Here is a 25,169-nt window from a genome sequence, read left to right on the forward strand (position 1 = left end):
GTCGTCAGAAGGACCGGATGTCCACGTCGGCGAAGGTCACGGCGTACGGCGGGTCGGTGTCGACGGCCTCGACGCTCAGGCCCAGCAGCACCTGGCCCTGCTCCGGCCCGCCCTTGGGCAGCCGCACCGAGCCCGCGAAGTCACCGCCGCGGAAGACCTGGGCCTCACCCTCGCGGACCACCAGGTGCAGCCGGACCGACTCGCGCAGGTCGATCCGCTGCTCGAGCGGGATCCGCCCGTAGACCCGGCGGTCGCCCGGCCGGTCCGCCGCCACCGACATCTCGTTCTGGCAGACGCGCAGCACCTGCCCGCCGCGCCGCGGGTCCCAGTGGAACCAGATCGCCGCGCAGCTGCCGGCCGACTGCAGCGCGGTGGTCACCTCCACGCCGAAGTCGTCCGCGATCAACTCGTCCGGGCCGACGCACTGGTACGTGCCGCGGTCCACCCGGGCGGCGCGCATCACGCCCCGGGTGGAGCAGCCGGCGTCCTGTTCCCGGATCTCGCTGTCCACCCACTGGCCGGGACGGTTCAGCGGATCCTCAATGATCGGCTCACCGCCGTCCGGCTCCACCGGGGTGCGGTCCGCGCCGTCGTCGTCCTGGTAGTCGGCCGCTTCGGTGGGTGGCGGGCTCTCCGGGGCCGCCGCCCCGTCCTGCCCGGTGGACTGCTCGACGCCGGCGGCGGCGCCACCGCGCGGGGATCCCCCGGTGGTCGACGGACCGCCGGTGCCGCGCTGCGCGTTCAGCACCAGGGCCACCGTGGCCACGCCCGCGACGACCAGCAGGACGGCGAGCACGGCGAGCAGCCGATGGCCCCGCGGCCGTCCCCGGCCGGCGGGCATTCCACCGCGGTAGTAGTGGTCGGTGGCGTAGGGGCGGGGCGGGTAACTGTCGTCGGACTCGGCATACTGCGGCTCGGCCGGCGGGGCCGGGACGACGGGGGCGCTGAACACCGTGGTGCGCTGCCGGGCCGGCGGGCCGGAGCCGCGCTGGTCGTCGCCCAGCAGCAGGTCGAGCAGTTCGCGGGCGGTCGGTCGCTCCTGCGGGTCCTTCGACAGCGACAGGGCGACGATCTCCCGCAGCGACTCGGGCAGCCCGTTCAGGTGCGGCGGCTGGGTGAGGATCCGGGCCGCGGTGGCCGGCGGCGAGTCACCGTGGAACGGTGTGCGGCCGGTGCCGGCGTAGGCGACGACACAGCCCCAGGCGAAGATGTCCGCTGCGGCCGTCAGGGGCGTGCCCGGCTCGGAGGAGAAACGCTCGGGGGCCATGTAGGCGACCGTGCCGACCATCTGGTCCGTCCGGGTGTGCTGGCTGGTCGCCTCGAACGCCCGGGCGATGCCGAAGTCGATGACCTTGGGGCTGCCCGGCGCCAGCAGCACGTTGTCCGGCTTCAGGTCGCGGTGGATGACCCCGGCGCCGTGGATGCCGGTCAGCGCGGTCGCCACCCCCACCGCCAGCGAGTGCAGGGCCGCCGCGCGCAGCGGGCCGCGTTCCTCCACCACCTCGGCCAGGCTCGGGCCGTCGACATACTCGACCACCAGGTACGGCGGGTTGTGGTCCAGGTCCGCGTCGAGCACCTCGGCGGTGCAGAACGACGGCACCTGCCGGGCCCGTTCGACCTCGCTGCGGAAGCGCCCGCGGAACTCCGGATCGTTGACCAGGGCGGCGTGCACCAGCTTGATGGCCACGTAGTTGTCGTCGCGGTCGGTCGCCAGGTAGACCACGCCCATGCCGCCCGAGCCGAGCCGGCCGGTGAGCCAGTACTCGCCCAGCTGCTCCGGGTCCCCACGGCGCAGCGGAGTCACGCGGTACGCGGTGTCCACGGTCAGCTCCCCACAGAGGTACGACGGCGCCGCGACAGCAGGAGCGCCGTCAGGACCAGCGCGGCGAGCAGGAGCACGAACCATCCCGCGCCGAGCCGGCCGACCACACCACTCAACTCGCGCTGGAGATCCGAGGCAAGATTCACGATCGGATCCTGCCCGGAAGTCCTCAGATCCTTGACAAGGCGCAGCTCATACCATCCGTAGTAGGCCACGTACGCTCCGGCGACGGCCAGCACCGCGCCGCCGATCCGGGGCACGAAAGCCGCCGCCCGGCGCAGGCGCGACACCGCGGAGACCCGGACGAGCGCGACGGCGAGGGCGGTCACGCCGATCACCAGCCCCATCCCGGCCGCGTAACTGACGAACAGCGCCACGCCTTCGACGGTGGAGCCGGCGCGCAGGCTGGAGACGACGATGGCCAGGAACGGCCCGATCGCGCAACCGAGCGACGCCACCGCGTAGGCCATGCCGAACAGGACCATCGACGCGGCCGTCCCGGTGAGGCGCGGCGCGCGCATCCCCCGGCCGACGCTCGGCAGCGACCGCCCGGCGAGCAGCCAGCCGCCCAGCACGATCAGCCCGGCCCCGAAGACCACGGTGAGCCACGGCAGCCGGGGCATCAGCCACCCGGTCAGCGGGGCCAGCAGCAGCCCGAACACCCCGAAGACCAGGACATAACCGGTGGTCAGGGCGGCCGTGCAGCGCAACGCCCGGCCCACGGCGGCCGGACCGCCGCCCGCGGCCCGCGGCTCGTCGCCGGCGACCAGGACCGACAGGTACGCCGGCAGCAACGCGAAGCCGCACGGGTTCACCGCACCGAGCATCCCGGCGGTCAGCGCGAGCAGCAGCGTGGCCCGCACGGCTCACGCCACCAGCGACTTGACCTTGGTGGTCAGCTGCAGGTCGTCCAGATAGTCGGTGGCGACGATCCGGCCCGCCCGGTCGAGGATCACGTAGGTGCTCTGCTGCGTGATGCCGAACTTCTTCCACAGCGTGCCCGGCTCGTCGTCCAGGTGCGGCACCGCGCCCACCTCGAGGTCGGCGACGAACTCGTGCATGTCCTTGTTGGTGCCCATGCCCGCGATCCCGAGGATGTTGAGCCGGCCCGCGTACTCCTGCTGGAGATCGGCGATCGACATGGCCTCGCTCGCGCAGGTCGCGCACCAGGGTGCCCAGAACCACAGGATGGCCGGCTTGCCGGCCATGGTCGCCGCGTCGAAGGCCTTGCCGTCCAGGGTCCTACCGGTGAACGTCAGCGACGCCGGGACTGCCGCGGCGGGCTCCGAGGCAGCGCCCGCGGGTTGCGCGGCCGGCACCGGCTCCCGCGCCGCGACCGGCTCGGAGGCCGCCGGGCCGCACCCCGCCAGGAGCCCGAGGCAGACCCCGGCGACCAGCCCGGACAGCAGCCGGGTCACTTCTTCACCGCTTCCGTCAGCCGCAGCGCCAGCGCCGGGCACACGTTGACCGCCTTGCGGGCACCGTTCTCCAGCCACGGCGGCAGCGGCGTCTGCGGGAACGCCGGGAACCCGTTCGCGTCCAGCCGGATGATCTCCGGGGCGACCGCCGAGCAGAGACCGTGACCGTCGCACCGCGACCAGTCCACCGCGAGCTTCCGCGCCCCCTGATCGGTGTGGTACGGCAGCGGCAGGATGCCGCGCACCTGCTTGCCGCAGCCCTCCCCGTTGGCGTGCAGCTCCACGTCACGGGCGAAGACCTCGAGCGCGGACAGCGCGAAGCGGGCCGTGCCGTCGGGGTGGCTGCAGGCGCCACGGCCCTTGACCACACCGGCCGCCTGCCGGACGTTCTCCAGCGCGCTGCCGCCCAGCGCCACCAGGGTCACCGCGCGGGCCAGGTCGGGCAGGCCGAGCCGGCACGGGCCGCACTGGCCGGCCGACTCGCCGGCCAGGTACTGCGTGACCTGGGCGACCTCGCCCAGCGGGCAGGTCGTCGAGCCGATCGGGATGAGCATGCCGGCGCCCAGCGTGCCGCCGACCTTGGCGAAGCCCTTGCGGGAGATGGTCACCGTCTTGGCCGCCTCGGCGGTGATCCACTTGCCGTGGTAGCCGCCGACCAGCAGGCCCGGGCCGATGTCGGCCCCGCACATGGTGAGCACGTCCATCAGCGGCGTGCCGGTCGGTGCCTCGACCACGGCCGGAGCGGTGGCCGAGCCGCCGACGGTCAGCATGACCGTGCCGGGCTCCTCGGGGATGCCGACCGCGTTGTACTCCCACGGGCCCAGCCGGGCCGCGATGGCCAGCTGCGAGTACGTCTCGGCGTTGGAGAGCAGGGTGGGCAGCCCGCCGACGCCGTTGTCGCTGGACCGGACCTTGCGGCCGGGCGGGATGTGCGCCTCGCCGTTGATGCCGCGGACCAGCGCGCCGCCCTCGCCCGAGATGAACCGGTGCGGCACGGTGACGATCCGGGTCGGCACCGGCATCCGGCGCTCGGCCAGGGCCGCGGCCAGCGACTCCTGCCCGATGCCGTCGTCGGCGATGCCGATCACGATCTCCTCGGCGTCCAGCGCGGCGGCGGCCAGGGCCGCACCGTCCAGGATCAGGTGCGGGCCGCGGGTCAGCACGGCCTTGTCCTTCCAGGACGGCGGCTCGCCCTCGGTGGCGTTGACCACGATCACCGGCGGCAGGTCCTGCCGCTGGCACGAGTCGAGCACAGCGCGCACCTTGCGGGCGAACGGGAACCCGGCACCGCCGCGGCCGCGCAGCTCGATGCGGTCGGCCAGACCGATCAGCTCACCGCTGGACAGCGCCGCGAAGCCGCCGTGCACCTCCTGGTGCGCGATCAGGTCCAGGCGGCCGTACTCGTCGAAGCCCGCGGTGATCCGCGGCGTCCCGATGCTGGTGACCGGAGGGACCAGATCGGCGCTCAAGACGATGCCCCGCAGCGGGTGGCATCGCCGCGGCGGGCGATCCGGTCGATGGCGCGCTCAGTCACTGTGCTTCCCCTCGCAGCTGACGCCAGTACACGTCGTCAGCCGATTCGTCCGTCCTGGCCCGGCTGCCGCGACGAGCCCCCCGGCTCGCCGCCCGGACGGGTTCCTGCTGGGTCGCCCGGCGGGCCCGGCGCGACGCCATGTCGACCAGGGTCGGCGTCTCGTCGGGTTCCGGGTCCGGACCAGCGACGGCGTGCGGCGCCCCGGCCAGGTCCACGAACTCGCTGCGGCTGTGTCGTCCCGAGTCGGCGCTGTCGACGTCGGCGCCCCGGTCGCGCCGGGTCCGGGGCGCAGTCTCGACATCGTCGGTGTAGCGCGACGAGCGGGACGGCCGCGGCGGCTCGTCGTCCGGGTAGCGGGCGGACCGCCGCCGCGGGGGCGGCGCCTCCTCGTACCGGTCGTCCTCGACGTAGCGCCGCTGCCGCGGTGCCGGGGCGTCGTCGTCGGCGGCGTAACGCCGGGAGCGCGGTGCTTCCTCCTCGACCACCCGCCGGGAGCGCGGCGCGGGCACGTCGTCCTCGTCGGCGTAGCGCCGGCCGCGGACCGGGGCCTCCTCCTCGAACTCGGTGCCGGCGTAGCGCCGGGACCGGGCCGGGGCCTCGTCCTCGAACTCGGTGCCGGCGTAGCGGCGCGAGCGGGCCGGGGGCTCCTCGGCGTACGGGTCACCGGCTGCCCGCCGGCGACCCCGCGGCGCGGGCACCTCGTCCTCGTCGGCGTAGCTGCGCATGCCCTCGTCGAGCGCCCGGCGCGACATGGCACTGGTCGGCTCGTCGAAGCGCTCGGCGGCGCGGCGCTGGCGGGGCGCCGGGGCGTCCTCCTCGGCGTAGCCGCGCGAACGCGGCGCCGGCAGGTCGTCCTCCTCGAACTCCCACCGCTGGGTGGGGGCGTCGTCGAAGTCGCGGCGGCGGCGGACCCGCTCCTCGTCGTCGACGCCGCGGCGCGGCCGGCGCACGGGCTCCGGCGGGGCGCTGATCGGCGCGCTCGCGGGGGCGCTGACGGGCTTGGCGGCGGTCTCGGCCAGCGGCGGCGCGCCCGTGGCCCGAGCGGCCGGCGTCCAGGTGGCCAGGGCGGCGGAACCGTCGACGACGACCGCGTCGTCACGGCGGCTCTTGCCCCGGCCCTTGATGCTCGGGGTCGTCGTCGGGACCAGCTTGCCGACCGGCTGGATCTTGCCGGTGCCGGTGCCGGCCTGCGAGGCGAAGTCCTTGCGGCGGTTCAGCCGCACCGAGAGGCGCACGGCCAGGCCGACCAGCACCAGCAGGATGCAGATGATGTAGGAGACGATGACCCACGGCTTGGCCGCGCGCCCGGCGCCGAGGCCGTGCAGCAGGGCGATCGGCCACATCAGGTACGAGATCGCGTGGATGCCCCGCCACATCCAGGGCTTGCCCTTGCCGACGAAGCGGGACCGGGCGATACCGGTCCACATCACCATCACCATGATGTAACCGGAGAGGGTGCCGAAGCCGATGAGCATCGTCTTGTACGGCGCCAGGAACGGGATGAACACGTCCGTCACGCCGATGTAGTTCATCGCCACCTTCGTCCACACGTGGAAGAAGAGGGCCACGACCGCGATGACGCCGGTGGTGCGGTGCGCGGACTGCAGCAGCACCCGCTGGCGGATCGACAGGACCAGCCGGTCGGTGGCGACCAGTCCCACCATGATGGTGATCGAGAGCGAGACGAGCGAGACGACGCCCACGTAGAACTCGGTGTACGCGAAGACGTACACGTATGCCTTCTGACCGGCGGGGGTCAGCATCGCGGCGGCCCAGAGCGCGGCGAGGATGGAGACGCCGAGCACCGCGTAGGTGATCATCGACGGCGGTGTCCGGCCGCCGGTAGCGCTCATCGGGACGTCCACACGACTGGCGGATCGCTGGTTCATCTTCGTCCGGGCCATAACTCCTCGTTCTCCGCAGCGGTACGGCGTCCGTCCTGGGCGGTCGGGACGCCGGCATCCGTGGGGGATGCCCCGCGCTCGTTACTGTCGGGCCGGTGTACCGGCGGCCTGCCCTTCCTCACCCTGCGTGAAAGCCGGTCTCCTGCCCTCCCCCATCTACGTGTGTGGCCGGGGTTCGGATGAACGTTCGGGAAGTTCTTTGCGGTGAAGTTTGCGCGAGCATGCTACCGATCTCGCCCGGAAGTGCCCTGACCAGGCAAGACACCGTGCGGAAGCCTGGGGCTAAGGCAAAAATAAAGTGTTATCGAGGCGGGAATCACCGGTCCGGGGTGAACCTTTCGCCCGGCCCTCCCGAACTACCTCACGTGCGTGCAAGTTGACGCCATAGCGTGAGGAGATGATTGCTGTGCGGCATCGCGCTGCTCTGCTGTGCGCCACCCTGGCCGCCACGGCCGCGACCCTGATCATGCCCGGCCGGGCCGCCGCGGTCGAGCCGGGCTTCCGGGTCGAGATCACCGAGCTGCCCCGCACCTTCACCGCGGGGGCCGGCGCGCGACAGGTCACCGTGGTCGCCAGCAGCGAGCAGAACCGCTGTGTGAAGGTGCGCTGGTCGCTGCTCCTCGAGGTGGACGGGCCGGACCTGGACGAGGTGGAGGTGGCCCGCGACGAGGACGGCGACTTCCCCGTCCAGGTGCAGAACGTGGCCGCCGGCACCGCCCGGATCACCGACGTGCAACTCGACCCGGGCCTGCTGTGCCGGGACCGTACGGTGACCGCCCGCTACCAGATCGCCTTCGACGACGACGCCGAACCGGGCCGGGTCGCCTTCCGCGCGCAGGCCTTCACCGCGAACCGCACTCTGCTGCAGGAGACCAGTTCGCGCAGCGAGGTCAAGGGCGAACGGGAAGAACCGAAGAAGAGCAAGTCGCCCAGCCCTTCGGCCAGTCCGTCACCGAGCGAGTCCGCCGAACCGGAGCAGGAGGCGGACGACGAGCCCACCGCCGAGCCGGAACCCACCGCCACGGACGTCGACATCGCCGCGGTGCCGACCTCCGGCAGCAACAGTGGCACCCCCAGCCTGCTGGGCGCCGGCCTGATCGTCGGCGGGATCCTGGTCTTCCTCGGGGTCGGCCTGTTGCTGCGGCTGCGCATGCGCGGCAGGGCGCCGAAACACAGCGGCGAACTCCCGACCGGCTTCTACCCCAGCACCTGAGCGGACGATCTTCCTCCACAACTTCCTGGGGTAAACCTGCGGAAGACTTAGGCCGCAGTTAAGAGACGGTTGCGGACGGTAGCCCTAGGGTGGGTCGGGCGCTACCCCCTACTGTGGAGGATCCTTGAAGACCAAGACTGTCCGTATCTCGGCCGGGGTCGGCGCCGCCACGCTGACGCTCATCGGTGTCTCCGCCGGCGTCTCCTTCGCCGACGACAAGCCCGCCCCCGTGACCGCGGCGAGTGCGGCGGACCGGTTCCTCGGCGGCGCCGCCACGCTGCCGGCCGCCCTCGTCCCTCCGCCCGGCAACACCTTGACCTCGGTCTTCAAGGCCAAGGGGGTGCAGATCTACGGCTGCACGGACACCAAGTGGACCCTGATCGAGCCGGCCGCGTCGCTGACCGGCATCACCCTGAGCCCGGTCAAGGTGGCCTCCGCGCTGCACTTCCGTGGCCCGAGCTGGCAGTCGTCCGACGACGGCTCGCTCGTCGAGGGCACCGGGCCGGTCTCGGCCCCGTCGGCGACGCCCGGCAGCATCCCGCAGCTGCTCGTCACGGCGAAGGCCAGCCGGGGCCCCGGCGTCTTCGGCGACGTCACCTTCATCCAGCGCCTGTCCACGGTCGGCGGCGTCGCCCCGGCCACGGCCTGCACCACCGGCGCCACGACCTCGGTGTCCTACCAGGCGGTCTACCGCTTCTTCAAGAAGAGCTGACCACCGCCGCACACTGACCTTTCCGAGGGGCCGGATGCCGGTGCGCCGCCGATGCGGCGGTGCACCGGCATCTCTCGTCAGCCGCCGGCGGTCAGAGCTCGTCGAGGCGCAGGACGGTCTCCTCGATCTCCTCGCCGCGGGCGGTCGCGTACGCGATCTCCTTGCCGACCGGCCGGAAGCCGGCCTTGCGCAGCACCGCCAGCGACCCGGCGTTGTCGCTGGCCGCCCGGGCGGTGATCGGCCGCACCGGCACCAGGTCGAGCAGCAGCTCCACGGCGCGGGTGGTGATGCCCCGCCCCCACCGGGCCCGGTCCAGCCAGTACGTGATCTCGGTGTCGTCGCCGACCGGGAAACTGGCCACCGTGCCGGCCAGCTCGCCGTCGACGGTGATCGCGAACAGCAGGATCTCCGGATCGGTGCGTATCCGGGTGAAGTGCGCGTCGAAGGCGGCCCGGTCGTCGGGATCGTCGGCGGTGAACGCGGCCATCCGCACCGCGACGGGATCACGCATCTGGTCGTAGAGCAGGTCCAGATCGTCGTCGCGCACCGCGCGCAGGCCGATCTCAGCCATCCGTCGCTCCTGTCCCGGCCCGGATCACCGCACCGTCGCGTCGTCGCCGCCGGGCCCGCTCACCACCGCACCTGGGATCCGGTGGCGGCAGCCTACCGAACGACCGGCCCGCAGCACTGTCCATCCGGCGGCGAGCAGGACGACGCCGGCCGCGGCGAGCGGACCGGGCCCGGTGACCGGCAGCCCGGCCCCGGCCGCCTGGGGCGTGCCGTGACCCAGAGCGCTGAACGAGACCCCGCCGTGGCTGACCGCGGCGACGACCACGGTGTAGCGCTTGCCCCCGGTCAGGCCGGTGACGGTGCAGGCCCGCGCGGGACGGGCGGTGCAGGACCGGCCGCCGTCCAGGGTCCGGCCGGTGAACGCCACGGCGACGTAAGCCGCGATCCGGTCGGCGCCCGGCGTGGCCGGCGCGGTCCAGCTGACCCGTAGTGCACCGGGCCGGGCCGCGGCCCGGACCCCGGTGACGACCCCGGGAGCCAGCGGTACGGCCCTGAGCACCCCGCCCCGGGTGCAGTAGACAGCCTGCGAGACGTCCACGGCACAACTGTGATCGGCCCCGACCGACAGATCGGTGACGATCGGAGCGGGACGCCCCAGCAACAGCCGCACCAACGTCGACGTCCGGATGCCGCTCCGGTCGACCGGCGCCGCCGAGGCCCGGTCGGTGCGGCCACCGACCGCCAGCTGCCCATGATCGTTGGCGCCCCAGCAGTACGCGGCCCCGCCGCCGGTGAGCCCGCAGGTGGAGTCGCCACCGGCCCGCAGACCGGAATAGACCCGCGTACCGGCCCGCCGCGGCGCAGAGCGATCACCGCCCCGGCCGAGCTGCCCACGGTCACCGGCCCCCCAGCACCAGGCGGCACCCTTCGGCCCGAGCGCGCAGGCATGGCGGCTCCCGACGCTGATCTCCGTGTACGGCCCACCGCCGACCGCAACCGGGCTCGGCGCGGGATCACCGGCCCCGCCACCGTCGCCGAGCCGGCCGTCCGCGTCGGAACCCCAGCACCACACCTTGCCGCTCTGCACCAGCGCGCAGGTGCTCTCATCCCCGGCGGCCAGGTCGATGACGCCGGTCAGGCCCGGCACCTGCTGCGGATTGGCCTCACTGGTGCCGAGCGTGCCGAAGCCCAGCTGGCCGACGTCGTTACGCCCCCAGCACGAGACGGTCAGCTCGACGTCGAGCACGCAGGTGTGCTCGGCCCCGGTGACCACCTGCACGGCGTTCCCGGCGACCTGCGCGGGCCGGTGCCGGTCGGCGAAACTGCCGTCGCCGAGCTGGCCCTCGCCGTTGCCGCCCCAGCAGTAGACGACCAGGCCCATGGCGGCGTACTCCAGGGTGAGCGCGCACGTGTGCACCCGGCCGGAATGGACGGCGAGGATGCGGGCGGCCTCGGCCAGCTTGCCGGACGCGGTGACCCGCACCGGCCGGGCGGAATCGCGGGTGCTGCCGTCGCCGAGCTGGCCGTGGTCGTTGCCACCCCAGCACCAGAGATCGGAGTACTGCACGACGGCACAGGTGTGCCGGCCGCCGATGGCGGTGAGACCGGCGCCGGGGCCCGACTCGGCGGCTGACGGCCCGGGAGCCCAGCCGGTCACTGCCCCGAGCGCTGGATCAACCGGCTGCTCGCTCGATGAGCCGGCTTCTCGCTCATCCGCCGGGCCGACCTCCTTGCCGGCTGCCGGCTCACCCACCGAGCCAATCCCCGGACCGGCCTCCTTGCCAGCCGTCGGCTCAGCCGGCGGGCCGGACTCCGGGCCGACCGCCCGCTCACCCTGCGAAGCAACCGCGGACCCACCCTTCGGGCCGACCTCCGGGCCGACCGTCCGCTCGTCCTGCGGACCCACGGCGGCTACCGTCGGTGAGCCGGCGAGCGGCCCGGGCAGCGGGCGGAGGGCCAGGCCGGCCAGCCGGAGCACCTCAGCCTGGGCCGCGCGGACAGCGTCCGGTCCCGGATCGGCTTCCGCACCGGCCGCGGGCCACAGGGGCACAAGGGCGGCCGCCGCGACGACCCCGGCAACCCGCCGGGCGAAGATCCACATGCGGCCCAGCGAATCACACCGAATCGCCACGGACAGCCGGAAAGTACTATTCGTCCCGCCGGACAGGCGGATCAGACCGGGTTGCCTTCAGCATGGCTGTGGTCGCCGTCTGCCCGATAGGAACATCCACCGGGCGACCGGACGCGGGATCAGGCCCGGGTCGCGCTCAGGTAGGCCGTCGCCGCCGTGTGGCGGGTCGGGACATCGGCCAGCGATGCGACGTGGGCGTCGAAGCGGTCCCGCTCAGCCGGCGTCAGCACCGTGTCGAGCACCTCGCCGTAGGTCGGCACGAGGGGGTTCGGCGCCGTGCGGCGGAGGGCGGGCCAGTCCTTGATCGGCGGGCCCGGCATGTCGACCTCGGCGCGGTAGTCCAGCCGTACCCCGGTGAAGCCCGCCTCCGCCGCCCAGCGCACCAGGTCGCGCTCGTCGAAGTCGAGCATCGCGGTGGTCGCCGGGGTGGCTGTCAGGTAGGCCGTGCGGATCTTGGCGACCAGGTCGGCGATCGGCGCCGGGTCCAGGCCGAGCAGGGAGTCGCGGCCCATCCGGGCGGGAAAGTTGTTGATCGGCTCGAAGACGGACAGCCGGCCGCCGGGGCGCAGCACCCGGTGCAGTTCGGCGAAGGCCGCCGGCCTGTCGCTCACGTAGATCAGCACCGACCGGGTCGTCACCACGTCCACCGAGGCGTCCGGGATCGGGCTCAGGTCATCGGCCGCCGCCCTCACGAACGTGGAGCGGGCGGGGTCGGCCTGCCGGCGGCACTCCTCGAGCAGGGCCTCGGAGATGTCGCTGAAGATGACCCGGCCGGCCGGTCCGACCCGGTCGAGGGCGCCGAGCCCGATCAGCCCGGTGCCGGTGCCGACGTCGAGGACCGTGTCCCCGGGGGATATCGCCGCCCGGGCGAGGACGCCGTCGCGGTAGGCGGTCAGCTGGGGGACGAACTGGGAGCGCAGGCCGGCCGAGCCGCCGTCGCGGTGCTGCAGCAGCCAACTCGCCCATCTGTCGGTCGTCACCGGGACACGCTAGCCCCGTGGGACGATCGGCGGGGGGCCAGCAGCACGGCCGGTACGAGGGTCACCAGGCTCAGGGTCACCACGTTGCCGACCTGGTCCACCGGTGCGTAGTGGGCGAGGTGGCCGAGGTGGTAGAGCAGGTGCGGCACGGAGAAGGCGAGCCAGGCCACCGCGGTCAGCCGTACCAGGAAGTCGTCGGCGGGCCGGGCCGCCGCGCCCAGGGTGACCACCGCCAGGGCCAGGTAGAGGGCGCCGACGTCGCGGGCCAGGTGTTCGTTGTAGGTGCCGAGCATCGGCAGCCAGTGGCGGCCGGCGCCCGGGAAGGACCGCCACCAGAAGGCCGGCGCCGCGGCCGCCCAGGCGCCCACGAACAGGGCGGTGGCGGCTTGCAGGAGCAGGAGCGTGCGGCGCAGGTTCGCTGTCATGACCCCAGGACGAGCCGGACGGCCCGGTTGTGACAACCGGGCCGTCCGTGTTGGGAGAGGGTCAGAGTGCGGGGTACGCGTTGGCCATCAGCTCACGGAACTGAGCCGAGAACCACGAGCCGGAGATCGGTGCGTTGGGCAGCGCGCCCGTCATGCTGTTGCCGTTGCGCTCGTTGCCCGTGTAGGTCGGGTCGCACATCCGGTCGAAGCCCTTGCCCTCGTTGTTCGGGATCAGAGAGCTGGAGCCGTCCGACTCGCCCGGGGGCTTGACCCAGACGTAGGCGTCGATACCCGTCTCCGGGGCGGCCTTCGGGCGCTCGCCCAGACCCGCACCGGACTGGTTGCACCAGTTGCCGGCGTGGATCCGGCGGTCGATGCGCGACTGGTTGACGAAGGTGTTCACGTCGGTGGACGTGCTCGCCGCGGCGGGCCGGTTGGCGCCGCCCCAGCCGTTGCGGGACGTGTCGATCAGCATGCCGATGTTCGAGTTGAACCCGGCCGTGACCAGCTGCTGGCGGAAGCCCTGGGCGAAGCTCAGCTCGTCGACGTACATGTTCCAGTCGACCCACTTCGACTGGCGCACGGACTGGCCGCCCACCGTCGAGCTGGCCTGGAAGAACGGCTCACGCAGGGCCGAGTAGTTCGCCGTGTTGACGATGAAGCCGGTCACGTTGTTGACGCTGCCGGAGGCGCGGGCGGCCTCGAGCAGGATCTGCGCGGTCGGACCGGAGTTGGTGTCCCAGCCGATCCAGCCGTGGTGCGCCGCGTCCACGTAGTTGTAGACGTTGCCGATCGCGCCGAGCTTGTTCAGCGCGTAGCCGACGCCCTGCACGTAGCCACCGTTGGACTTCATGGTGGCGCAGGTCGCGACGTTGGTGTTGGTGATCAGGTTCGGCAGCGAGTCGATCTCGACGATGTTGATGATCCGCAGGCTCCGGTACTTCGGGTCCGCCTGGATCGCCGCGATCGGGTCGATGTACTCGGTCTTGTACCGCGGCAGGTCGTTGACGCCGAGCTCACCGTTGGAGGCGAGCGCCGAGCAGTCCCGGCCGGGCAGGTTGTAGATGACGAACTGGACGTAGCCGGCGCCCTGGGCGAGAGCCGCGTCCAGGTGGTCGCGCAGGCCCATGCTGCCGTTGGAGCTGCTGCCCGAGGTACCGGCGATGGCCGCGATGCGGTCCAGCCAGACGGCGGTCGGGTTGCTGGAGACGCGGCTGCCACCGGGCTCGGCGTCGGCCTTGGCCTTCCACTCCGGGTTCACGTAGCCCTTGGCCCCCGCGTACGGGTTGTCGACCTTGGTGCCGGCCGGCGGCGGCGAGGTGGTGGGGCTGGTCGGCGTCGACGGGGTGGCCGACGGGCTGCCCGGGGTCGACGGGGTGGCCGACGGGCTGCCCGGGGTGGTCGGGTTGCCCGTGCAGGCGGTGCCGTTCAGCGAGAACGAGGCCGGGATCGCGTTCGTGCCGGAGTAGTCGGCGTTGAAGCCGAACGTCGCCGACGCGTTCTGGCCCAGGTTGCCGGCCCAGGACGGGCTGGCCGCGGTGACCCGCTGCCCGCTCTGGGTGATGGTGGCGCTCCAGCCCTGGGTGACCCGCTGGTTGCCCGCGAAGTCCCAGGTCAGGTTCCAGCCGCCGGAGATCGCGTCGCCGAGGTTGGTCACGGAGACGTTGCCGGTGAAGCCCGTGCTCCACTGGTTGACCGTGTAATTGACCCGGCAACCCGCGGCGGCGCTGGCCTGCTGCGCCGCGACGGCTATGCCGGCGCCGGTGAGGAGGGTGATCGCGGTGGCGGCCGTCAGGCCTCGCACCAACGAGTGGGGACGTGGACTCATGCGCAAGCGCTCCTGGAAGACATGGCGACGCCCGGGGCAGGCGTGCCGAGGGGAACGAACTTCCGGCGCGGGGATCGATCGCTGTCGCTGACCACCGCGTGAGCCTCACACTATGGGAGCGCTCCCATGACATCAATACGTAATGGCCGCGAAACTTTTTGTGGATTTCCCGGAGCGTTGCCGATGATGATCTCCATGGAGGAGCTGACGGACCTGATCGTGGCCACCGACCCGGTCTCCGGCGCCCGCCTGCCGGTACGCCGGGACGCGGTGATCGCCCAGCTCACGGCGGGTGGCCAGGCTCGGGCGGCGCGGCTGGCGCGGCGGCTGCCGGTCCGCGACGGCGTCCTGGTGGCCGAGGAGATCGACGCGTTGCAGATCCGGGTGCACTGTGAACTCCAGCGGCTCGGCGAGGAGCTGCAACTGCCCCGCCGCATCGCCGAGTGGCTGCTGCGGTGGCGCGCCACGCGGCCCGGGGAGCCGATCCGGGTCATCGACGTGGGGTGCGGGCTCGGGCACGTGGTGCGCTGGCTGGCGGCGTACGACGCGCTGGGACCGGGCGCCGACCTGGTGGGCGTCGACCTGAACGCGGCCCTGATCGGACGGGCCACCGAGCTGGCCGCCGCCGAGGGACTGCCCTGCCGCTTCGTCGCGGGCGACGCTCTCGCCCCGGGCATCGCCGGGGACGACGGCATGACCACCGTCGTCATCTCCTCCGGCCTGCTGCACCACCTGCCGGCCTCAGCCCTGCCGGCATTCTTCGCCGCCCAGCGCGACCTGCGAGTCGCAGCATTCGCACACTGGGACATCGACCCCGGCCCCTGGACGACGATCGGCGCCTGGATCTTCCACCGGGCCCGGATGCGCGAGCCGGTGTCCCGTCACGACGGTGTGCTCTCGGCCCGGCGCTCCCACCCGGCATCCGTGCTGCTGGCCGCGGCCCGGGCCGGCGCCCCGGACTACCGGCCGGCCTGCGCCGACGGACCGCGCTGGTGGCCGCGACTGTCGGAGGTGCTGCGGCCGGTCACCGGGAGCGCACCGTGACCACGGCGTGGTGGGTGCCGGTCGCGCTGGTCGTGCTCGCCGCGCTGGACGGGGCGTTCGCCGGCTTCCGGTCCTCGTGCGGGCGGACCGGCCTGATCCGGCACCGGCGCGAGGACGTCCGGGCGCACCTGCGCGGCCTGGCCACGGCGGCTCTGCTGCTCGGCCCGGTAGCCGCGGTCGTGCTGGCCGACGTGCTCACCCACCCGCCGCGCTGGGATGACTACCTGGTCGCCGGCCGGGCGATGCTGACGCTCTACCTGCCTTTCGGGGCGACCGTGCTGGCCGCGCTGACCGGTTACGCCGTGCTGGGCTGGCGCCGGAGGTTCCTGGCCAGCGCGCTGATCCTCGGCCCGTTCACCTTCGCCCGGCCGTTCGTGGCGGTGGCCGGCGTCGTGCTCGCCGCCCGGGCCGGCACCGGCCTCACAGTGCTCGCCGTGGCCACGACGGCGGTGATCGGGGCCCTGGCCGTGGAACCGGTGCTGGACCGCCGGTGGGTGGCCGCCGCACGGCGACGGCCACCCGGGCTCCCTACTGGAACAGCTTCGCCGCGGTGATCGCCGTCTGGATCACGCCGTAGCCCAGCAGCACCACGACCAGCGCCCAGGACAGGGCCAGCCGTACGTTCGACGTCTTCATGCCACAGCCTCCGTCTTCTCCTCGCTGCGCGGCTCGTGGAACCGCTCCGGCACCGGCTGCACCAGCAGGTTGGCGATGAAGCCGACGGCCAGCACCCCGACCATGGTGAACAGGGCCGGCTGGTACGCCGACGCGGTCAGCGTGCCCGGCTTGCCCTGGGCGTCCAGGAAGCCGTTCACGATCAGCGGACCGGCCACACCGGCGGCCGACCAGGCGGTCAGCAACCGGCCGTGGATGGCGCCGACCTGGTACGTGCCGAACAGGTCCCGCAGGTAGGCCGGCACCGTCGCGAAGCCGCCGCCGTAGAACGACAGGATCACGCCGGCCAGCAGCACGAACAGGCCCACGGCGACGTGACCGACCGAGGCCAGCAACGCGTACAGGATCATGCCGACGCCCAGATAGACCATATAGATCCGCTTGCGCCCGATGAGGTCGGAGGTCGTCGACCAGACGAAGCGGCCGGCCATGTTGAACAGCGAGAGCACCCCGACGAAGCCGGCCGCCGCGGCCACCGCGACCGCGGACTTGCCGCCGGAGTCCCGGAAGAAGTCCTGGATCATCGGGCTGGCCTGCTCCAGGATGCCGATGCCGGCCGTGACGTTGCAGAACAGCACGATCCAGAGCAGCCAGAAGGCCCGGGTCCGGATCGAGTTGGCCGCGGAGACGCTGGCCGTGGTGACCAGCGGCTTCTCCTTGACCGAGGCCGGGTCCCAGCCGTCGGGCACCCAGTCGCCGGCCGGTACGCGCATGTTCACCACGCCGAACATCATCACCACGAAGTAGCCGATGCCCAGGGTCAGGAACAGCGCCACGAGCGCACCACCGCCGGCCACCGAGGTCGACACGTTGGGGTCGTAGCCGGAGTCGTAGAACGACAGCAGCTGCCGCGACAACGGGCTGGCGATCAGCGCGCCACCGCCGAAGCCCATGATGGCCAGGCCGGTGGCCAGGCCGGGACGGTCCGGGAACCACTTGATCAGCGTCGAGACCGGCGAGATGTAGCCGATGCCGAGCCCGATGCCGCCGAGGAAGCCGTAGCCGAGGTAGACCAGCCACAGCTGTTTGGTGCTGATGCCGAGCGCGCCGACGAGGAAGCCGGCGGCCCAGAAGCAGGCCGAGACGAACATCGCCTTGCGCGGGCCGTTCGCCTCGACCCAGGTGCCGCCGACGGCCGCGGACAGGCCGAGCATGACGATGGCGATACTGAAGATGATGCCCACCGACGTCGCGCTGGCGTCGAAGTGGGCGACGAAGGAGTTCTTGTAGACGCTGGTCGCGTACACCTGGCCGATGCACAGGTGCACGGAGAGCGCGGCCGGTGGGATCAGCCAGCGGCTGAACCCGGGCGGCGCCACGGAGTGTTGACGGTCGAGCGCGGACAGCATGTGGCGCCTCCCTGACCTGGTGATGATCTATCGAGGCTCATCATCGACCCGCGGGAAAATTGCTGCAACAAATAGCGGGCCGCCGGACACAGCAGGATGTGATGACGCAGACCGGGCCGACCGACCAGGACCTCTGGGCCGCGGTGGCCGCCGGCGACGAGGCCGCCTTCGGGACGCTGTTCGACCGGCACTCGCGGGCCGTCTACAACCACGCCTTCCGGCTCAGCGGCTCGTGGAGCGTCGCCGAGGACGTCACCCAGGCGACGTTCCTGGTCGCGTGGCGCAAGCGCGGGTCGGTCCGGCTGACCCACGGGACGGCGTTGCCCTGGCTGCTGGTGGTGGCCGGCAACCACGTGCGGACCGAGTGGCGCTCGGCCCGACGGCGGCGGGCGCTGCTCGGGCGCGTACCGGTCGAGCATGATCCCGACCCGGCCGACGACGTCGCCGGCCGGCTCGACGACGAGCGCGCGATGGGCCGGATCCTGGCCGCCGTGCGGCGGCTGCCGCGAGCGGAACGCGAGGCCGTCGCGCTGTGCCTGTGGTCCGGCATCGGCTACGCCGAGGCCGCGGCCGCCCTGGGCGTCACCGAGGTCGCGGTCCGATCCCGGGTGAGCCGGGCCCGGGCCCGGCTCACCGCGCTGCTCGGCCCCGCAGTCAAGGAGGACCAGCGATGACCGATCTGATCGAACCGCCCGCCGAGCGGGACCTGCCGCCGGCCCGGGCCGCGCGGATGCGCGCGGAACTGCTCGCGACGGCCCGCGGCCCGCGGCCGCGGATCTCCCGGCGGCTGCTGGTCGCGGCCGCGGCGGTGCTCACCCTGGTCGCGGCGGTCACCGTGACCCTTGAGGTACGGCAGGAGGACCGCACCCGGATCCTGGCGATGAGTCCGGGCGAGCTGGATCTGTCGCTGCGCCAGGCTGTGCAACGCTGCGTGGAGCTGATGGCGCCGCGCCACGACGGCGCGCCGGAGCCCGAGTTCGTGCCCGTGTCGGCGGCGGACGTCGCGATCGCGGCCCGGCGGGGCTCGTGGATCCAGGTGCTGTTCCTCAACCGGACCGGCTACATGGCGTGTGAGCTGCAGCTGAAGTTCGGCCGGCTGTCGTCGGGCAGCGTCGGCGGCGAGGCCTGGCCGCACCGGGACTGGCTGCCGGGGCCGGTCCAGCGCCTGAGCCTGTCCTCGACGGAGGTCGACGGCGGCTCGGTCTCGGTGCTGGGACGGGTGAGCGCCCGGGTCGGCCGTCTGGTCCTCGAGCACGGCAACGGACGGACCACGACGGCCCGGCTGCACGGCGGGGCGTTCGGGCTGATCTCCCGCACGGACGACGTGCGCGAGGACGCGGAGCTGGTCAGTTATGACGCGACCGGCCGGGAGATCGACCGCCGGCGGCTGCTGGACTACCTCGGCCAGTTCCCGCACTGCTATACCGACCCGGCCGGCAAGGTGATCTACGACGGGCCGGGCCCGTGCCGGCCCGCCGATCCGTGGACCAGATAGCAGGCGGCGGGCCCCCGGTGGGAGCCCGCCGCCCGCGCTGCCACTAGTTGCCTGAGGTGTAGAGCTCCTTGATCTCCGCCGCGGACAGGGCCCGGTCGTACAGGTGCACCTGGTCGACGGTGCCGTCCAGGTAGTCGACCGGGTTGCCGCCGTACTTGCCGCGGCCGATCACCGTGTTGCCGGTGGGCGCCGCCTGCGGCAGGCAGGCACCGACCCGGCCGGCGAGCTCGCCGTCGACGTAGAGCCGCAGCTCACCGCGCACGGTGTCGCGTACGCCGGTCAGGTGGTACCAGCGGCCGACCTCCGGCTTGACCGGTCCCAGCGCCCGGACGCCCGCGAAGCTCATCGCGAACCGCTGGTCGGCGCCGGAGTACTGCAGGAAGAAGTCGCTGACACTGGCGCCGTCCTGGCTGACGATCGTCTGGAACGCGCCGTCGGCCTTGTCGAGCTTCACCCACGCGGAGGCGGTGTAGTCCGACGCGGTGTTCAGCACCGGCGCACCGGTGTCGATGGACTGGCTGGAGCCGTTGAGCTCGACGCCCTGACCCTTCTTGGCGTCCACGTAGCCGGGGCCACCGACCAGAGTGGCGTCGTGGTCGCCCGCGGCGTCCTCGGCGTTGCCGTCCAGCGGGTAGAACGCGACGCCGGTCAGCCCGGGCGTGCCCGGACCCGGCTGCGGGGTGTCACCCGGGGTGCCGTCGGCCTTGGCGATGATCTCCCGGTTGATCGCCCGGACCTGCCGGAAGTCCATCTTGGCGACCTGCCGGTCGTAGGTCCAGAAGCCGTTGAGCTCCCCCTCGACGTCGGTGATCTGGGTGTAGATCGCGGCGCTGATCCCGCACGAGCGGGCCGAGGTGAGCACCGCCCGCTGGTTCTCCACGTACTTGCGGGTCAGCGTGGCCGAGTCCGGCTCCATCTCGTACGCCTGACCGTCGCCGAACCACATGTGGTTGGAGGTCTTCAGCCCGAAACCGCCGTGCTCGCCGTCGATCGACACCCGGTTTTCCTCCGGCGCCGGGGAGGCCGGGCCGAGGTACTGGTGGAAGTCGATGACGTCGCCGCGGCCGGAGTCGCCCTTGGAGTTGCAGCAGTTCACGCCGCTGTGCGCGTTGACCAGCCGGCTCGGGTCCTGCTTCTTGACGTCGTCGGCGATGCGCCCGGTGGCGGTGCGGTCCCACTCGCCCCAGCCCTCGTTGAACGGCACCCAGGCGATCACCGAGGTCCAGCTGAGGTGCTCGCGGACCATCTCGTGCAGCTCGGCCTCGAACTGGTCGCGCCACTCCGGCGGGATCGGGCCGGTGTTGGCCGCCGGCATGTCCTGCCAGACCAGCAGGCCCAGTTTGTCGGCCCAGTAGAACCAGCGGTCGGGCTCGACCTTGATGTGCTTGCGGACCGCGTTGAAGCCCATCTCCTTGTGCTGCTGGAGGTCGAACTTGAGCCCGGCGTCGGTGGGCGCGGTGTTCAGGCCGTCGGGCCAGAAGCCCTGATCGAGGGTGGCCATGTTGAACAGGATCTTGCCGTTGAGGGCGATCCGCAGCTTGCCGTCGGCGCCCTTCCTGGTGCCGATCGCCCGCATGCCGAAGTACGACTTGACGGTGTCGACGGTCTTGCGCCCGTTCAGCAGCGTGACCTCGAGGTCGTACAGGTACGGGTTGTCGGGCGACCACAGCTTGGCTTTGGGGACGGGCAGGCTCAGCTCCGTACCGGTGGCTCCGGTGACCTTGCCGACCACCTTGCCGCCGGCCTTGGCGACGGCCTGGACCGTCAGTCCTTCACCGCGCACGGTCTCGGCCGTCAGTTTGAGCGCCGAGGCCGCCAGATCCGGCGTCGTGACCAGCCCGGAGATGCTGGAGTCGGCGACCGGCTCCATCCAGACCGTGCGCCAGATGCCCGAGCTGCCCTGGTAGAAGATGCCGCGGTCGGAGACCCGACGCTGCTTGCCGATGGGCTGGCCGGTGGCGTCGGTCAGGTCCTCGGCCCAGACGATGAGCTCCTGCGGGCCGGTCCCCTTGAGCGCGGCGGTGACGTCCACGTCGAACTTGTCGTAACCACCGCGGTGGGTGGCCACCTCGGTGCCGTTCACCCACACCTTGGCGTCGTAGTCGACCGCGCCGAAGTGCAGCACCAGCCGCTGTCCGCGCCCGACCTGCCAGCCGGCGGGCACGGTGAACGTGCGGCGGTAGAACATCCGGTCCTCGTGGCGCTGGATGCCGGACAGCGCGGACTCGATCGGGTACGGCACCAGCACCCGCTCGGTCAGCTCCTGGCCGACGGGCGGGGCCTGGCCGGGCGCCGCCTTGCCGAACTGCCAGACGCCGTTGAGGTTCTGCCACTTGCTGCGGACCAGTTGCGGGCGGGGGTATTCGGGCAGGGCGTTCTGCGGGCCGACCTGGGCGGTCCAGGGGGTGGCGATCGGCGGGATGCCCTTGTGCCACTGCGGTTCGGCGGCTGCGGCGGGGGCGGCGCCCGCGGCACCCGCGGTGCCGATGGCGAGAAGGGTGACGGCGGCGGCGGTGACGGCCCGCCGCGCTGTCCGGGGTGTGGTCATGCGCTGTGGTCCTCTCGGTGGGAAAGAACACGGGCAGCACCGATCCGCACTCGGCCGTCGCGTTCGGACAGACGGCAAGCGCTTGGCGGGACCACCCAGGAGCAAACACAGTTCAACAAGATTGCTCAGATCCCGTCAAGCCTTGGATGGAAGAAGCTCGATGGTCGTGCCCGCTGGGGCAAGCCGTTCAGACTGATGTGCGACGATGCCGCGGTGCCTCAATCGATCTTGGAAGTGATCGCGCTGGACGCCGCGGACGCGCGGGCGGCGCGGGCCGGCGGCGCCGACCGGATCGAGCTGGTCGCCGACATGGACCGGCAGGGCCTGACCCCGTCGGTCGCGACCTTCGCGGCGGTCCGGGAGGCGGTCGACCTCCCGGTCCGGGTCATGCTGCGCGCCGAGGACGGGTACGCCCTGAGCAACCCCGGTGCCCTGGTCGAGGCGGCGACCGGCCTGCGCGCCGCCGGGGCCGACGAGTTCGTCCTGGGCTTCCTCGACGCGCACGCCGCGGTGGACCTGCCCGCCGTCGAGGCGGTGCTCGGCGCCATCGAGGGTTGCCGGTGGACGTTCCACCGCGCGCTGGACCACAGCGCCGACCGGCCGGCCGCCCGCCGCGCGCTGGCCGGGCTGCCCGGGCTGGACTGCGTGCTCACCGCCGGCAGCCCGGCGACCGTCGAGGAGGGCCTGGCCACGCTGAGCGCGGAGGCGGCCTCACCGCCACGGGTGCTGGCCGGCGGCGGCCTGCGCCGGCACCACCTGGCCCCGCTGCTGGCCGCCGGGGTGGACGCCTTCCACACCGGCAGCGCGGTGCGTCCCGGCGGCCGCTGGGACGCCCCCGTGGACGCCGCGCTGGTCGAGGCCTGGCGCGCCGCCCTTCCCTGAGCCTGGCCGCCCTTTCCCGAGCCCTGGCTCAGCGGCCGGTGACCGACAGGTAGCGGTAGCCCAGCTTGGCCAGGCGCTCCGGATCCAGGCAGTGCCGGCCGTCCAGCACCACCGGGGTCCGCATCAGCGACGCGAACTTCGCCCAGTCCAGGTCGAGGTACTCCGACCACTCGGTGACCAGCACGACCGCGTCGCTGTCGTCGAAGATCTCCTCGACCTCGCCGGCCAGGTACGGCACCAGGTCGGGCTGCTCCCGGCGGAAACGCTCGGCGGCGACCGGGTCGTGCAGCCGGATCCGGGCGCCGCGGTCGAGCAGCATCCGCGCGATGTCCAGGGCCGGCGCGTCGCGCATGTCGTCGGTGTTCGGCTTGAACGCGAGCCCGAGCAGCCCGATCTTGCGGCCCTTGAGGATGCGCAGCTCGTCCAGCAGCCGGTCGACGACCAGCCGGCGCTGCATCTGGTTGACCTCGCGGGCGGCGGTGACGATCGGCATGGCGTGGTGGTACTCGGCGCTGGTGGCGATCAGCGCGGCGGTGTCCTTGCCGAAGCAGGAGCCGCCCCAGCCGATGCCCGGCTGCAGGAAGCGCGGCCCGATCCGGGTGTCCAGGCCGATGCCCCGGGTGACCTGCGAGATGTCCGCGCCGACCTTGCCGGCCAGCTGGCCGATCTCGTTGGCGAAGCTGATCTTGAGGGCCAGGAAGGCGTTGGCCGCGTACTTGATCAGCTCGGCCGAGGCCAGGTCGGTCGAGACCATCGGCACCGCGCCGAGCTCGGCCGGGCGCGGCAGATAGGTCGGCGGGGTGAACGTCTGGTTCAGGATCGTGCGGTAGAGCCGGTTGAGCACGTCGAGGCTGCGCGGGTTGTCCGAGCCGACCACGATCCGGTCCGGGTAGAGGGTGTCCTGGATCGCCGCACCCTGACGCAGGAACTCCGGGTTCGACGCGACCGAGAACTCACCGTCGCTGCGCCGCTCGTGGGTGCGCTCGAACGACTCCCGCAGGATCGAGTCGACCCAGTTGCTGCTGCCGATCGGCACGGTCGACTTGTTGATCACGACGGTGAACTCGCCGTCGATGTGCTGCCCGACGCTCTCCGCGGCCGAGCGCAGGTACTGCAGGTCGGGGTTGCCGTCCGGCAGCGACGGGGTCTGCACGGCGATGAACACCACGTCGGCGCCGGGCACGGCCGCGCTGTAGTCGGTGGTGAAGGTCATCCGCTCGGCCGAATCGGCCAGCAGGGCGTCCATGTGCGGCTCGTAGATCGGCGAGCGGCCCCCGCTGAGCAGGTCGACCTTGGCCTGGTCGAGGTCCACGCAGGTGACGTCGTGCCCGAGAAACGCCAGGCTGACGCCGGTGGTGAGCCCCACGTAGCCGGTTCCTACGACGCACACCTTCATGCCCGCACTTCCCTTCGGTTCGCATCGGGTCCGGGTGTACCCGATCGCTGCACGGTAATCCGTCCTGTCGCGCCGCCGGGTGTCGCGGGATCCTCAGGCGAGTCGGATCACTGCCGACCGACGCGACCGTGACGGTGAGCGACGACGTCCGTACAGCCGGCTCGGGTGGGTTGGTGGTGGCGGCATCGTCTCCCGGCGACGAGCAGGCTCTGTTGCACAACGACCTGATCGCCGTGATGACCCGCGACATCCCCTCGGTCGCCCCCATGCTCGCCGCCACCGTCCGCGGGCTGTTCGAGCAGGGCAGCGCCGCCACCACGGTCGAGGAGGCCGGCCGGCTGCTGGCCCGGGCCACCGGCGAGGCGTTCAGCGCCGAGCGCGCGGCCGTGCACCTGGTCGGCCCGGACGGGCGATCCGCTACGCGGCCGGCGTCGGGATCACCGACGACGCCGGAGGCATGCCGGCACTGATGCGCGGCGCGGACGCGGCGAGGTACCGGGCCAAGCGCGCCGGCGGCGGCGTGCTCTTGAGCGCGCGGACCTCCCCCGGCTAGGCTCGCTCGTGCCCTCAAGAGCCGGCGCACCCGGGTGATCGGGCCGTTCGGTCCGGACGCCGACACGTCCGGGCTGCTGCCGTTCATCGAGACCATCGCCACCTGCGCCCGCGAGCGGGACCACGACATCCTGCCGGTCACCCGGGACGAGGGCTCGGCCGGCCCTGCGCCGATCTGGACTTCGAGCGGGCCGGCCGGCTGGCCGTGGACCACCTGGCGGCCACCGGGCACGACCGGATCGCCGTGCTCGGCCATCCGCGGCCCGACAGTGGCCCGGGAGGTCAACTTCGTCGGCCGCTTCCGCCGCGGCGCGACCGCGGCGGCGGCCGGCCACGGCCTGCCGTGCACGGTCGTCGACCAGCCCCAACGGGGACCGCACGGCGTTTCGGCGGCCCTGGACGAGGTACTGGGCTCCGGTGACCACAGCATCGACGGCCGGCTCGGCCTCGTCGTGCACGACACCGAGGCGGTGCAGCCGGTGCTGACCGCGGTGACCGGCCGCGGGCATCTGCCGGGCCGGGACCTGTCCGTGGCCGGCCTGTGCCCGGAGGCGCCGGCGGCGGGCACCACTCCCCCGGTCACCGATGTCTCCCTCGAACCGCGGGACGTGTCCCGGCGGGCCATGCGCACCCTGTTCCGGCTGCTCGACGGGGACTCCTCCGCGGCCCGGCCCGTCGAGCTGATCACGCCGCGCCTCGCCCGGCGCCGCACCACCCTGCCCGGCTGACGCGCCGGCACCGCTTGGAGATC

Annotated in this window: 23 protein-coding genes; 9 read left to right on the forward strand and 14 right to left on the reverse strand. The window is 72.7% G+C overall.

All coding sequences use genetic code 11. The annotated features are described in order from the left end of the window. Window positions 1-4: 4 nt before the first annotated feature. From ACWEOZ_RS21315 to ACWEOZ_RS21335, 5 genes are all read right to left on the reverse strand, one after another. A complete protein-coding gene (locus ACWEOZ_RS21315) occupies window positions 5-1,822 on the reverse strand; it encodes a serine/threonine-protein kinase (protein WP_451912415.1) in 1,818 nt (605 codons plus the stop codon). Between the two features lie 2 nt (window positions 1,823-1,824). After that, on the reverse strand, window positions 1,825-2,685 hold the full coding sequence (locus ACWEOZ_RS21320; RefSeq protein ID WP_451912416.1) for a cytochrome c biogenesis CcdA family protein: 861 nt from the start codon (window positions 2,683-2,685) through the stop codon (window positions 1,825-1,827). A 3-nt stretch (window positions 2,686-2,688) separates the two neighbouring features. Continuing rightward, window positions 2,689-3,240, reverse strand: a complete 552-nt coding sequence (locus ACWEOZ_RS21325) for a TlpA family protein disulfide reductase (RefSeq protein ID WP_451912417.1) — start codon at window positions 3,238-3,240, stop codon at window positions 2,689-2,691. Further along, window positions 3,237-4,709, reverse strand: coding sequence for an NADH-ubiquinone oxidoreductase-F iron-sulfur binding region domain-containing protein (locus tag ACWEOZ_RS21330; protein ID WP_360544184.1), 1,473 nt, complete (start codon window positions 4,707-4,709; stop codon window positions 3,237-3,239). The genes ACWEOZ_RS21325 and ACWEOZ_RS21330 overlap by 4 nt, the downstream gene beginning before the upstream one ends. 61 nt (window positions 4,710-4,770) lie before the next feature. Next, a complete protein-coding gene (locus tag ACWEOZ_RS21335; RefSeq protein WP_451912418.1) occupies window positions 4,771-6,627 on the reverse strand; it encodes a translation initiation factor III in 1,857 nt (618 codons plus the stop codon). Between the two features lie 448 nt (window positions 6,628-7,075). Between ACWEOZ_RS21335 and ACWEOZ_RS21340 the strand changes: the two genes are divergently transcribed. Next, complete coding sequence (locus tag ACWEOZ_RS21340; protein ID WP_451912419.1) at window positions 7,076-7,891, forward strand: hypothetical protein; 816 nt, start codon at window positions 7,076-7,078, stop codon at window positions 7,889-7,891. 124 nt (window positions 7,892-8,015) lie between these two features. Then, window positions 8,016-8,603, forward strand: a complete 588-nt coding sequence (locus tag ACWEOZ_RS21345) for a DUF3455 domain-containing protein (RefSeq protein WP_451912420.1) — start codon at window positions 8,016-8,018, stop codon at window positions 8,601-8,603. A gap of 91 nt (window positions 8,604-8,694) precedes the next feature. On the opposite strand, the gene ACWEOZ_RS21350 is transcribed toward ACWEOZ_RS21345, so the two are convergent. From ACWEOZ_RS21350 to ACWEOZ_RS21370, 5 genes are all read right to left on the reverse strand, one after another. After that, window positions 8,695-9,174, reverse strand: coding sequence for a GNAT family N-acetyltransferase (locus ACWEOZ_RS21350; protein ID WP_451912421.1), 480 nt, complete (start codon window positions 9,172-9,174; stop codon window positions 8,695-8,697). A gap of 24 nt (window positions 9,175-9,198) precedes the next feature. Continuing rightward, on the reverse strand, window positions 9,199-11,214 hold the full coding sequence (locus tag ACWEOZ_RS21355; RefSeq protein ID WP_451912422.1) for an RCC1 domain-containing protein: 2,016 nt from the start codon (window positions 11,212-11,214) through the stop codon (window positions 9,199-9,201). A 149-nt stretch (window positions 11,215-11,363) separates the two neighbouring features. After that, window positions 11,364-12,224 carry a methyltransferase domain-containing protein gene (locus tag ACWEOZ_RS21360; RefSeq protein ID WP_451912423.1) on the reverse strand — a complete coding sequence of 287 codons (861 nt, stop codon included), beginning with the start codon at window positions 12,222-12,224 and terminating at the stop codon, window positions 11,364-11,366. Further along, window positions 12,221-12,649, reverse strand: a complete 429-nt coding sequence (locus tag ACWEOZ_RS21365) for a hypothetical protein (RefSeq protein WP_451912424.1) — start codon at window positions 12,647-12,649, stop codon at window positions 12,221-12,223. The genes ACWEOZ_RS21360 and ACWEOZ_RS21365 overlap by 4 nt, the downstream gene beginning before the upstream one ends. A gap of 61 nt (window positions 12,650-12,710) precedes the next feature. Further along, window positions 12,711-14,477 carry a glycoside hydrolase family 6 protein gene (locus tag ACWEOZ_RS21370; protein ID WP_451912425.1) on the reverse strand — a complete coding sequence of 589 codons (1,767 nt, stop codon included), beginning with the start codon at window positions 14,475-14,477 and terminating at the stop codon, window positions 12,711-12,713. A 195-nt stretch (window positions 14,478-14,672) separates the two neighbouring features. Between ACWEOZ_RS21370 and ACWEOZ_RS21375 the strand changes: the two genes are divergently transcribed. Both ACWEOZ_RS21375 and ACWEOZ_RS21380 read left to right on the forward strand, forming a co-directional pair. Beyond that, window positions 14,673-15,521 carry a class I SAM-dependent methyltransferase gene (locus ACWEOZ_RS21375; RefSeq protein WP_451912426.1) on the forward strand — a complete coding sequence of 283 codons (849 nt, stop codon included), beginning with the start codon at window positions 14,673-14,675 and terminating at the stop codon, window positions 15,519-15,521. Then, the gene (locus ACWEOZ_RS21380) at window positions 15,518-16,075 is read left to right on the forward strand and encodes a hypothetical protein (RefSeq protein WP_451912427.1); all 558 of its coding nucleotides are present in this window, start codon (window positions 15,518-15,520) and stop codon (window positions 16,073-16,075) included. Before ACWEOZ_RS21375 ends, ACWEOZ_RS21380 begins: the two co-directional genes overlap by 4 nt. Here the strand turns inward: ACWEOZ_RS21380 and ACWEOZ_RS21385 are convergent. Together ACWEOZ_RS21385 and ACWEOZ_RS21390 are read right to left on the reverse strand one after the other, a co-directional pair. After that, window positions 16,050-16,157, reverse strand: a complete 108-nt coding sequence (locus ACWEOZ_RS21385; RefSeq protein WP_433718808.1) for an MFS transporter small subunit — start codon at window positions 16,155-16,157, stop codon at window positions 16,050-16,052. The genes ACWEOZ_RS21380 and ACWEOZ_RS21385 overlap by 26 nt on opposite strands. Beyond that, window positions 16,154-17,545: an OFA family MFS transporter gene (locus ACWEOZ_RS21390; RefSeq protein WP_451912428.1), complete on the reverse strand. Its 1,392-nt coding sequence runs from the start codon at window positions 17,543-17,545 to the stop codon at window positions 16,154-16,156. Before ACWEOZ_RS21390 ends, ACWEOZ_RS21385 begins: the two co-directional genes overlap by 4 nt. A 101-nt stretch (window positions 17,546-17,646) precedes the next feature. Between ACWEOZ_RS21390 and ACWEOZ_RS21395 the strand changes: the two genes are divergently transcribed. Further along, a complete protein-coding gene (locus ACWEOZ_RS21395; protein WP_451912429.1) occupies window positions 17,647-18,219 on the forward strand; it encodes an RNA polymerase sigma factor in 573 nt (190 codons plus the stop codon). Then, window positions 18,216-19,040: a hypothetical protein gene (locus tag ACWEOZ_RS21400; RefSeq protein WP_451912430.1), complete on the forward strand. Its 825-nt coding sequence runs from the start codon at window positions 18,216-18,218 to the stop codon at window positions 19,038-19,040. The genes ACWEOZ_RS21395 and ACWEOZ_RS21400 overlap by 4 nt, the downstream gene beginning before the upstream one ends. A gap of 43 nt (window positions 19,041-19,083) precedes the next feature. On the opposite strand, the gene ACWEOZ_RS21405 is transcribed toward ACWEOZ_RS21400, so the two are convergent. Continuing rightward, window positions 19,084-21,588 (reverse strand): LamG-like jellyroll fold domain-containing protein, encoded by a 2,505-nt coding sequence (locus tag ACWEOZ_RS21405; RefSeq protein WP_451912431.1) that lies wholly within the window; start codon window positions 21,586-21,588, stop codon window positions 19,084-19,086. Window positions 21,589-21,801: 213 nt separating this feature from the next. Between ACWEOZ_RS21405 and ACWEOZ_RS21410 the strand changes: the two genes are divergently transcribed. After that, entirely contained in the window at window positions 21,802-22,470 is a 669-nt protein-coding gene (locus ACWEOZ_RS21410; RefSeq protein ID WP_451912432.1) for a copper homeostasis protein CutC, read from the forward strand. A gap of 28 nt (window positions 22,471-22,498) precedes the next feature. Here the strand turns inward: ACWEOZ_RS21410 and ACWEOZ_RS21415 are convergent, their stop codons facing one another. After that, window positions 22,499-23,866 carry a UDP-glucose dehydrogenase family protein gene (locus ACWEOZ_RS21415; RefSeq protein ID WP_360544215.1) on the reverse strand — a complete coding sequence of 456 codons (1,368 nt, stop codon included), beginning with the start codon at window positions 23,864-23,866 and terminating at the stop codon, window positions 22,499-22,501. A 134-nt stretch (window positions 23,867-24,000) separates the two neighbouring features. Between ACWEOZ_RS21415 and ACWEOZ_RS21420 the strand changes: the two genes are divergently transcribed. Continuing rightward, entirely contained in the window at window positions 24,001-24,336 is a 336-nt protein-coding gene (locus ACWEOZ_RS21420; RefSeq protein WP_451912433.1) for a hypothetical protein, read from the forward strand. A gap of 117 nt (window positions 24,337-24,453) precedes the next feature. Then, window positions 24,454-25,146 (forward strand): substrate-binding domain-containing protein, encoded by a 693-nt coding sequence (locus ACWEOZ_RS21425; protein ID WP_451912434.1) that lies wholly within the window; start codon window positions 24,454-24,456, stop codon window positions 25,144-25,146. Window positions 25,147-25,169: the final 23 nt, after the last annotated feature.

Source organism: Actinoplanes sp. NPDC004185 (assembly GCF_053603475.1).

What these genes read in the sequence shown, in the direction of transcription:
- ACWEOZ_RS21335 (WP_451912418.1), bottom strand. Translation starts at nt 6,627, where the DNA reads ATGAGCGCTACCGGCGGCCGGACACCGCCGTCGATGATCACCTACGCG.
- ACWEOZ_RS21340 (WP_451912419.1), top strand. Translation starts at nt 7,076, where the DNA reads ATGATTGCTGTGCGGCATCGCGCTGCTCTGCTGTGCGCCACCCTGGCC.
- ACWEOZ_RS21350 (WP_451912421.1), bottom strand. Translation starts at nt 9,174, where the DNA reads ATGGCTGAGATCGGCCTGCGCGCGGTGCGCGACGACGATCTGGACCTG.
- ACWEOZ_RS21355 (WP_451912422.1), bottom strand. Translation starts at nt 11,214, where the DNA reads ATGTGGATCTTCGCCCGGCGGGTTGCCGGGGTCGTCGCGGCGGCCGCC.
- ACWEOZ_RS21365 (WP_451912424.1), bottom strand. Translation starts at nt 12,649, where the DNA reads ATGACAGCGAACCTGCGCCGCACGCTCCTGCTCCTGCAAGCCGCCACC.
- ACWEOZ_RS21370 (WP_451912425.1), bottom strand. Translation starts at nt 14,477, where the DNA reads ATGAGTCCACGTCCCCACTCGTTGGTGCGAGGCCTGACGGCCGCCACC.
- ACWEOZ_RS21375 (WP_451912426.1), top strand. Translation starts at nt 14,673, where the DNA reads ATGGAGGAGCTGACGGACCTGATCGTGGCCACCGACCCGGTCTCCGGC.
- ACWEOZ_RS21385 (WP_433718808.1), bottom strand. Translation starts at nt 16,157, where the DNA reads ATGAAGACGTCGAACGTACGGCTGGCCCTGTCCTGGGCGCTGGTCGTG.
- ACWEOZ_RS21390 (WP_451912428.1), bottom strand. Translation starts at nt 17,545, where the DNA reads ATGCTGTCCGCGCTCGACCGTCAACACTCCGTGGCGCCGCCCGGGTTC.
- ACWEOZ_RS21395 (WP_451912429.1), top strand. Translation starts at nt 17,647, where the DNA reads ATGACGCAGACCGGGCCGACCGACCAGGACCTCTGGGCCGCGGTGGCC.
- ACWEOZ_RS21400 (WP_451912430.1), top strand. Translation starts at nt 18,216, where the DNA reads ATGACCGATCTGATCGAACCGCCCGCCGAGCGGGACCTGCCGCCGGCC.
- ACWEOZ_RS21405 (WP_451912431.1), bottom strand. Translation starts at nt 21,588, where the DNA reads ATGACCACACCCCGGACAGCGCGGCGGGCCGTCACCGCCGCCGCCGTC.
- ACWEOZ_RS21415 (WP_360544215.1), bottom strand. Translation starts at nt 23,866, where the DNA reads ATGAAGGTGTGCGTCGTAGGAACCGGCTACGTGGGGCTCACCACCGGC.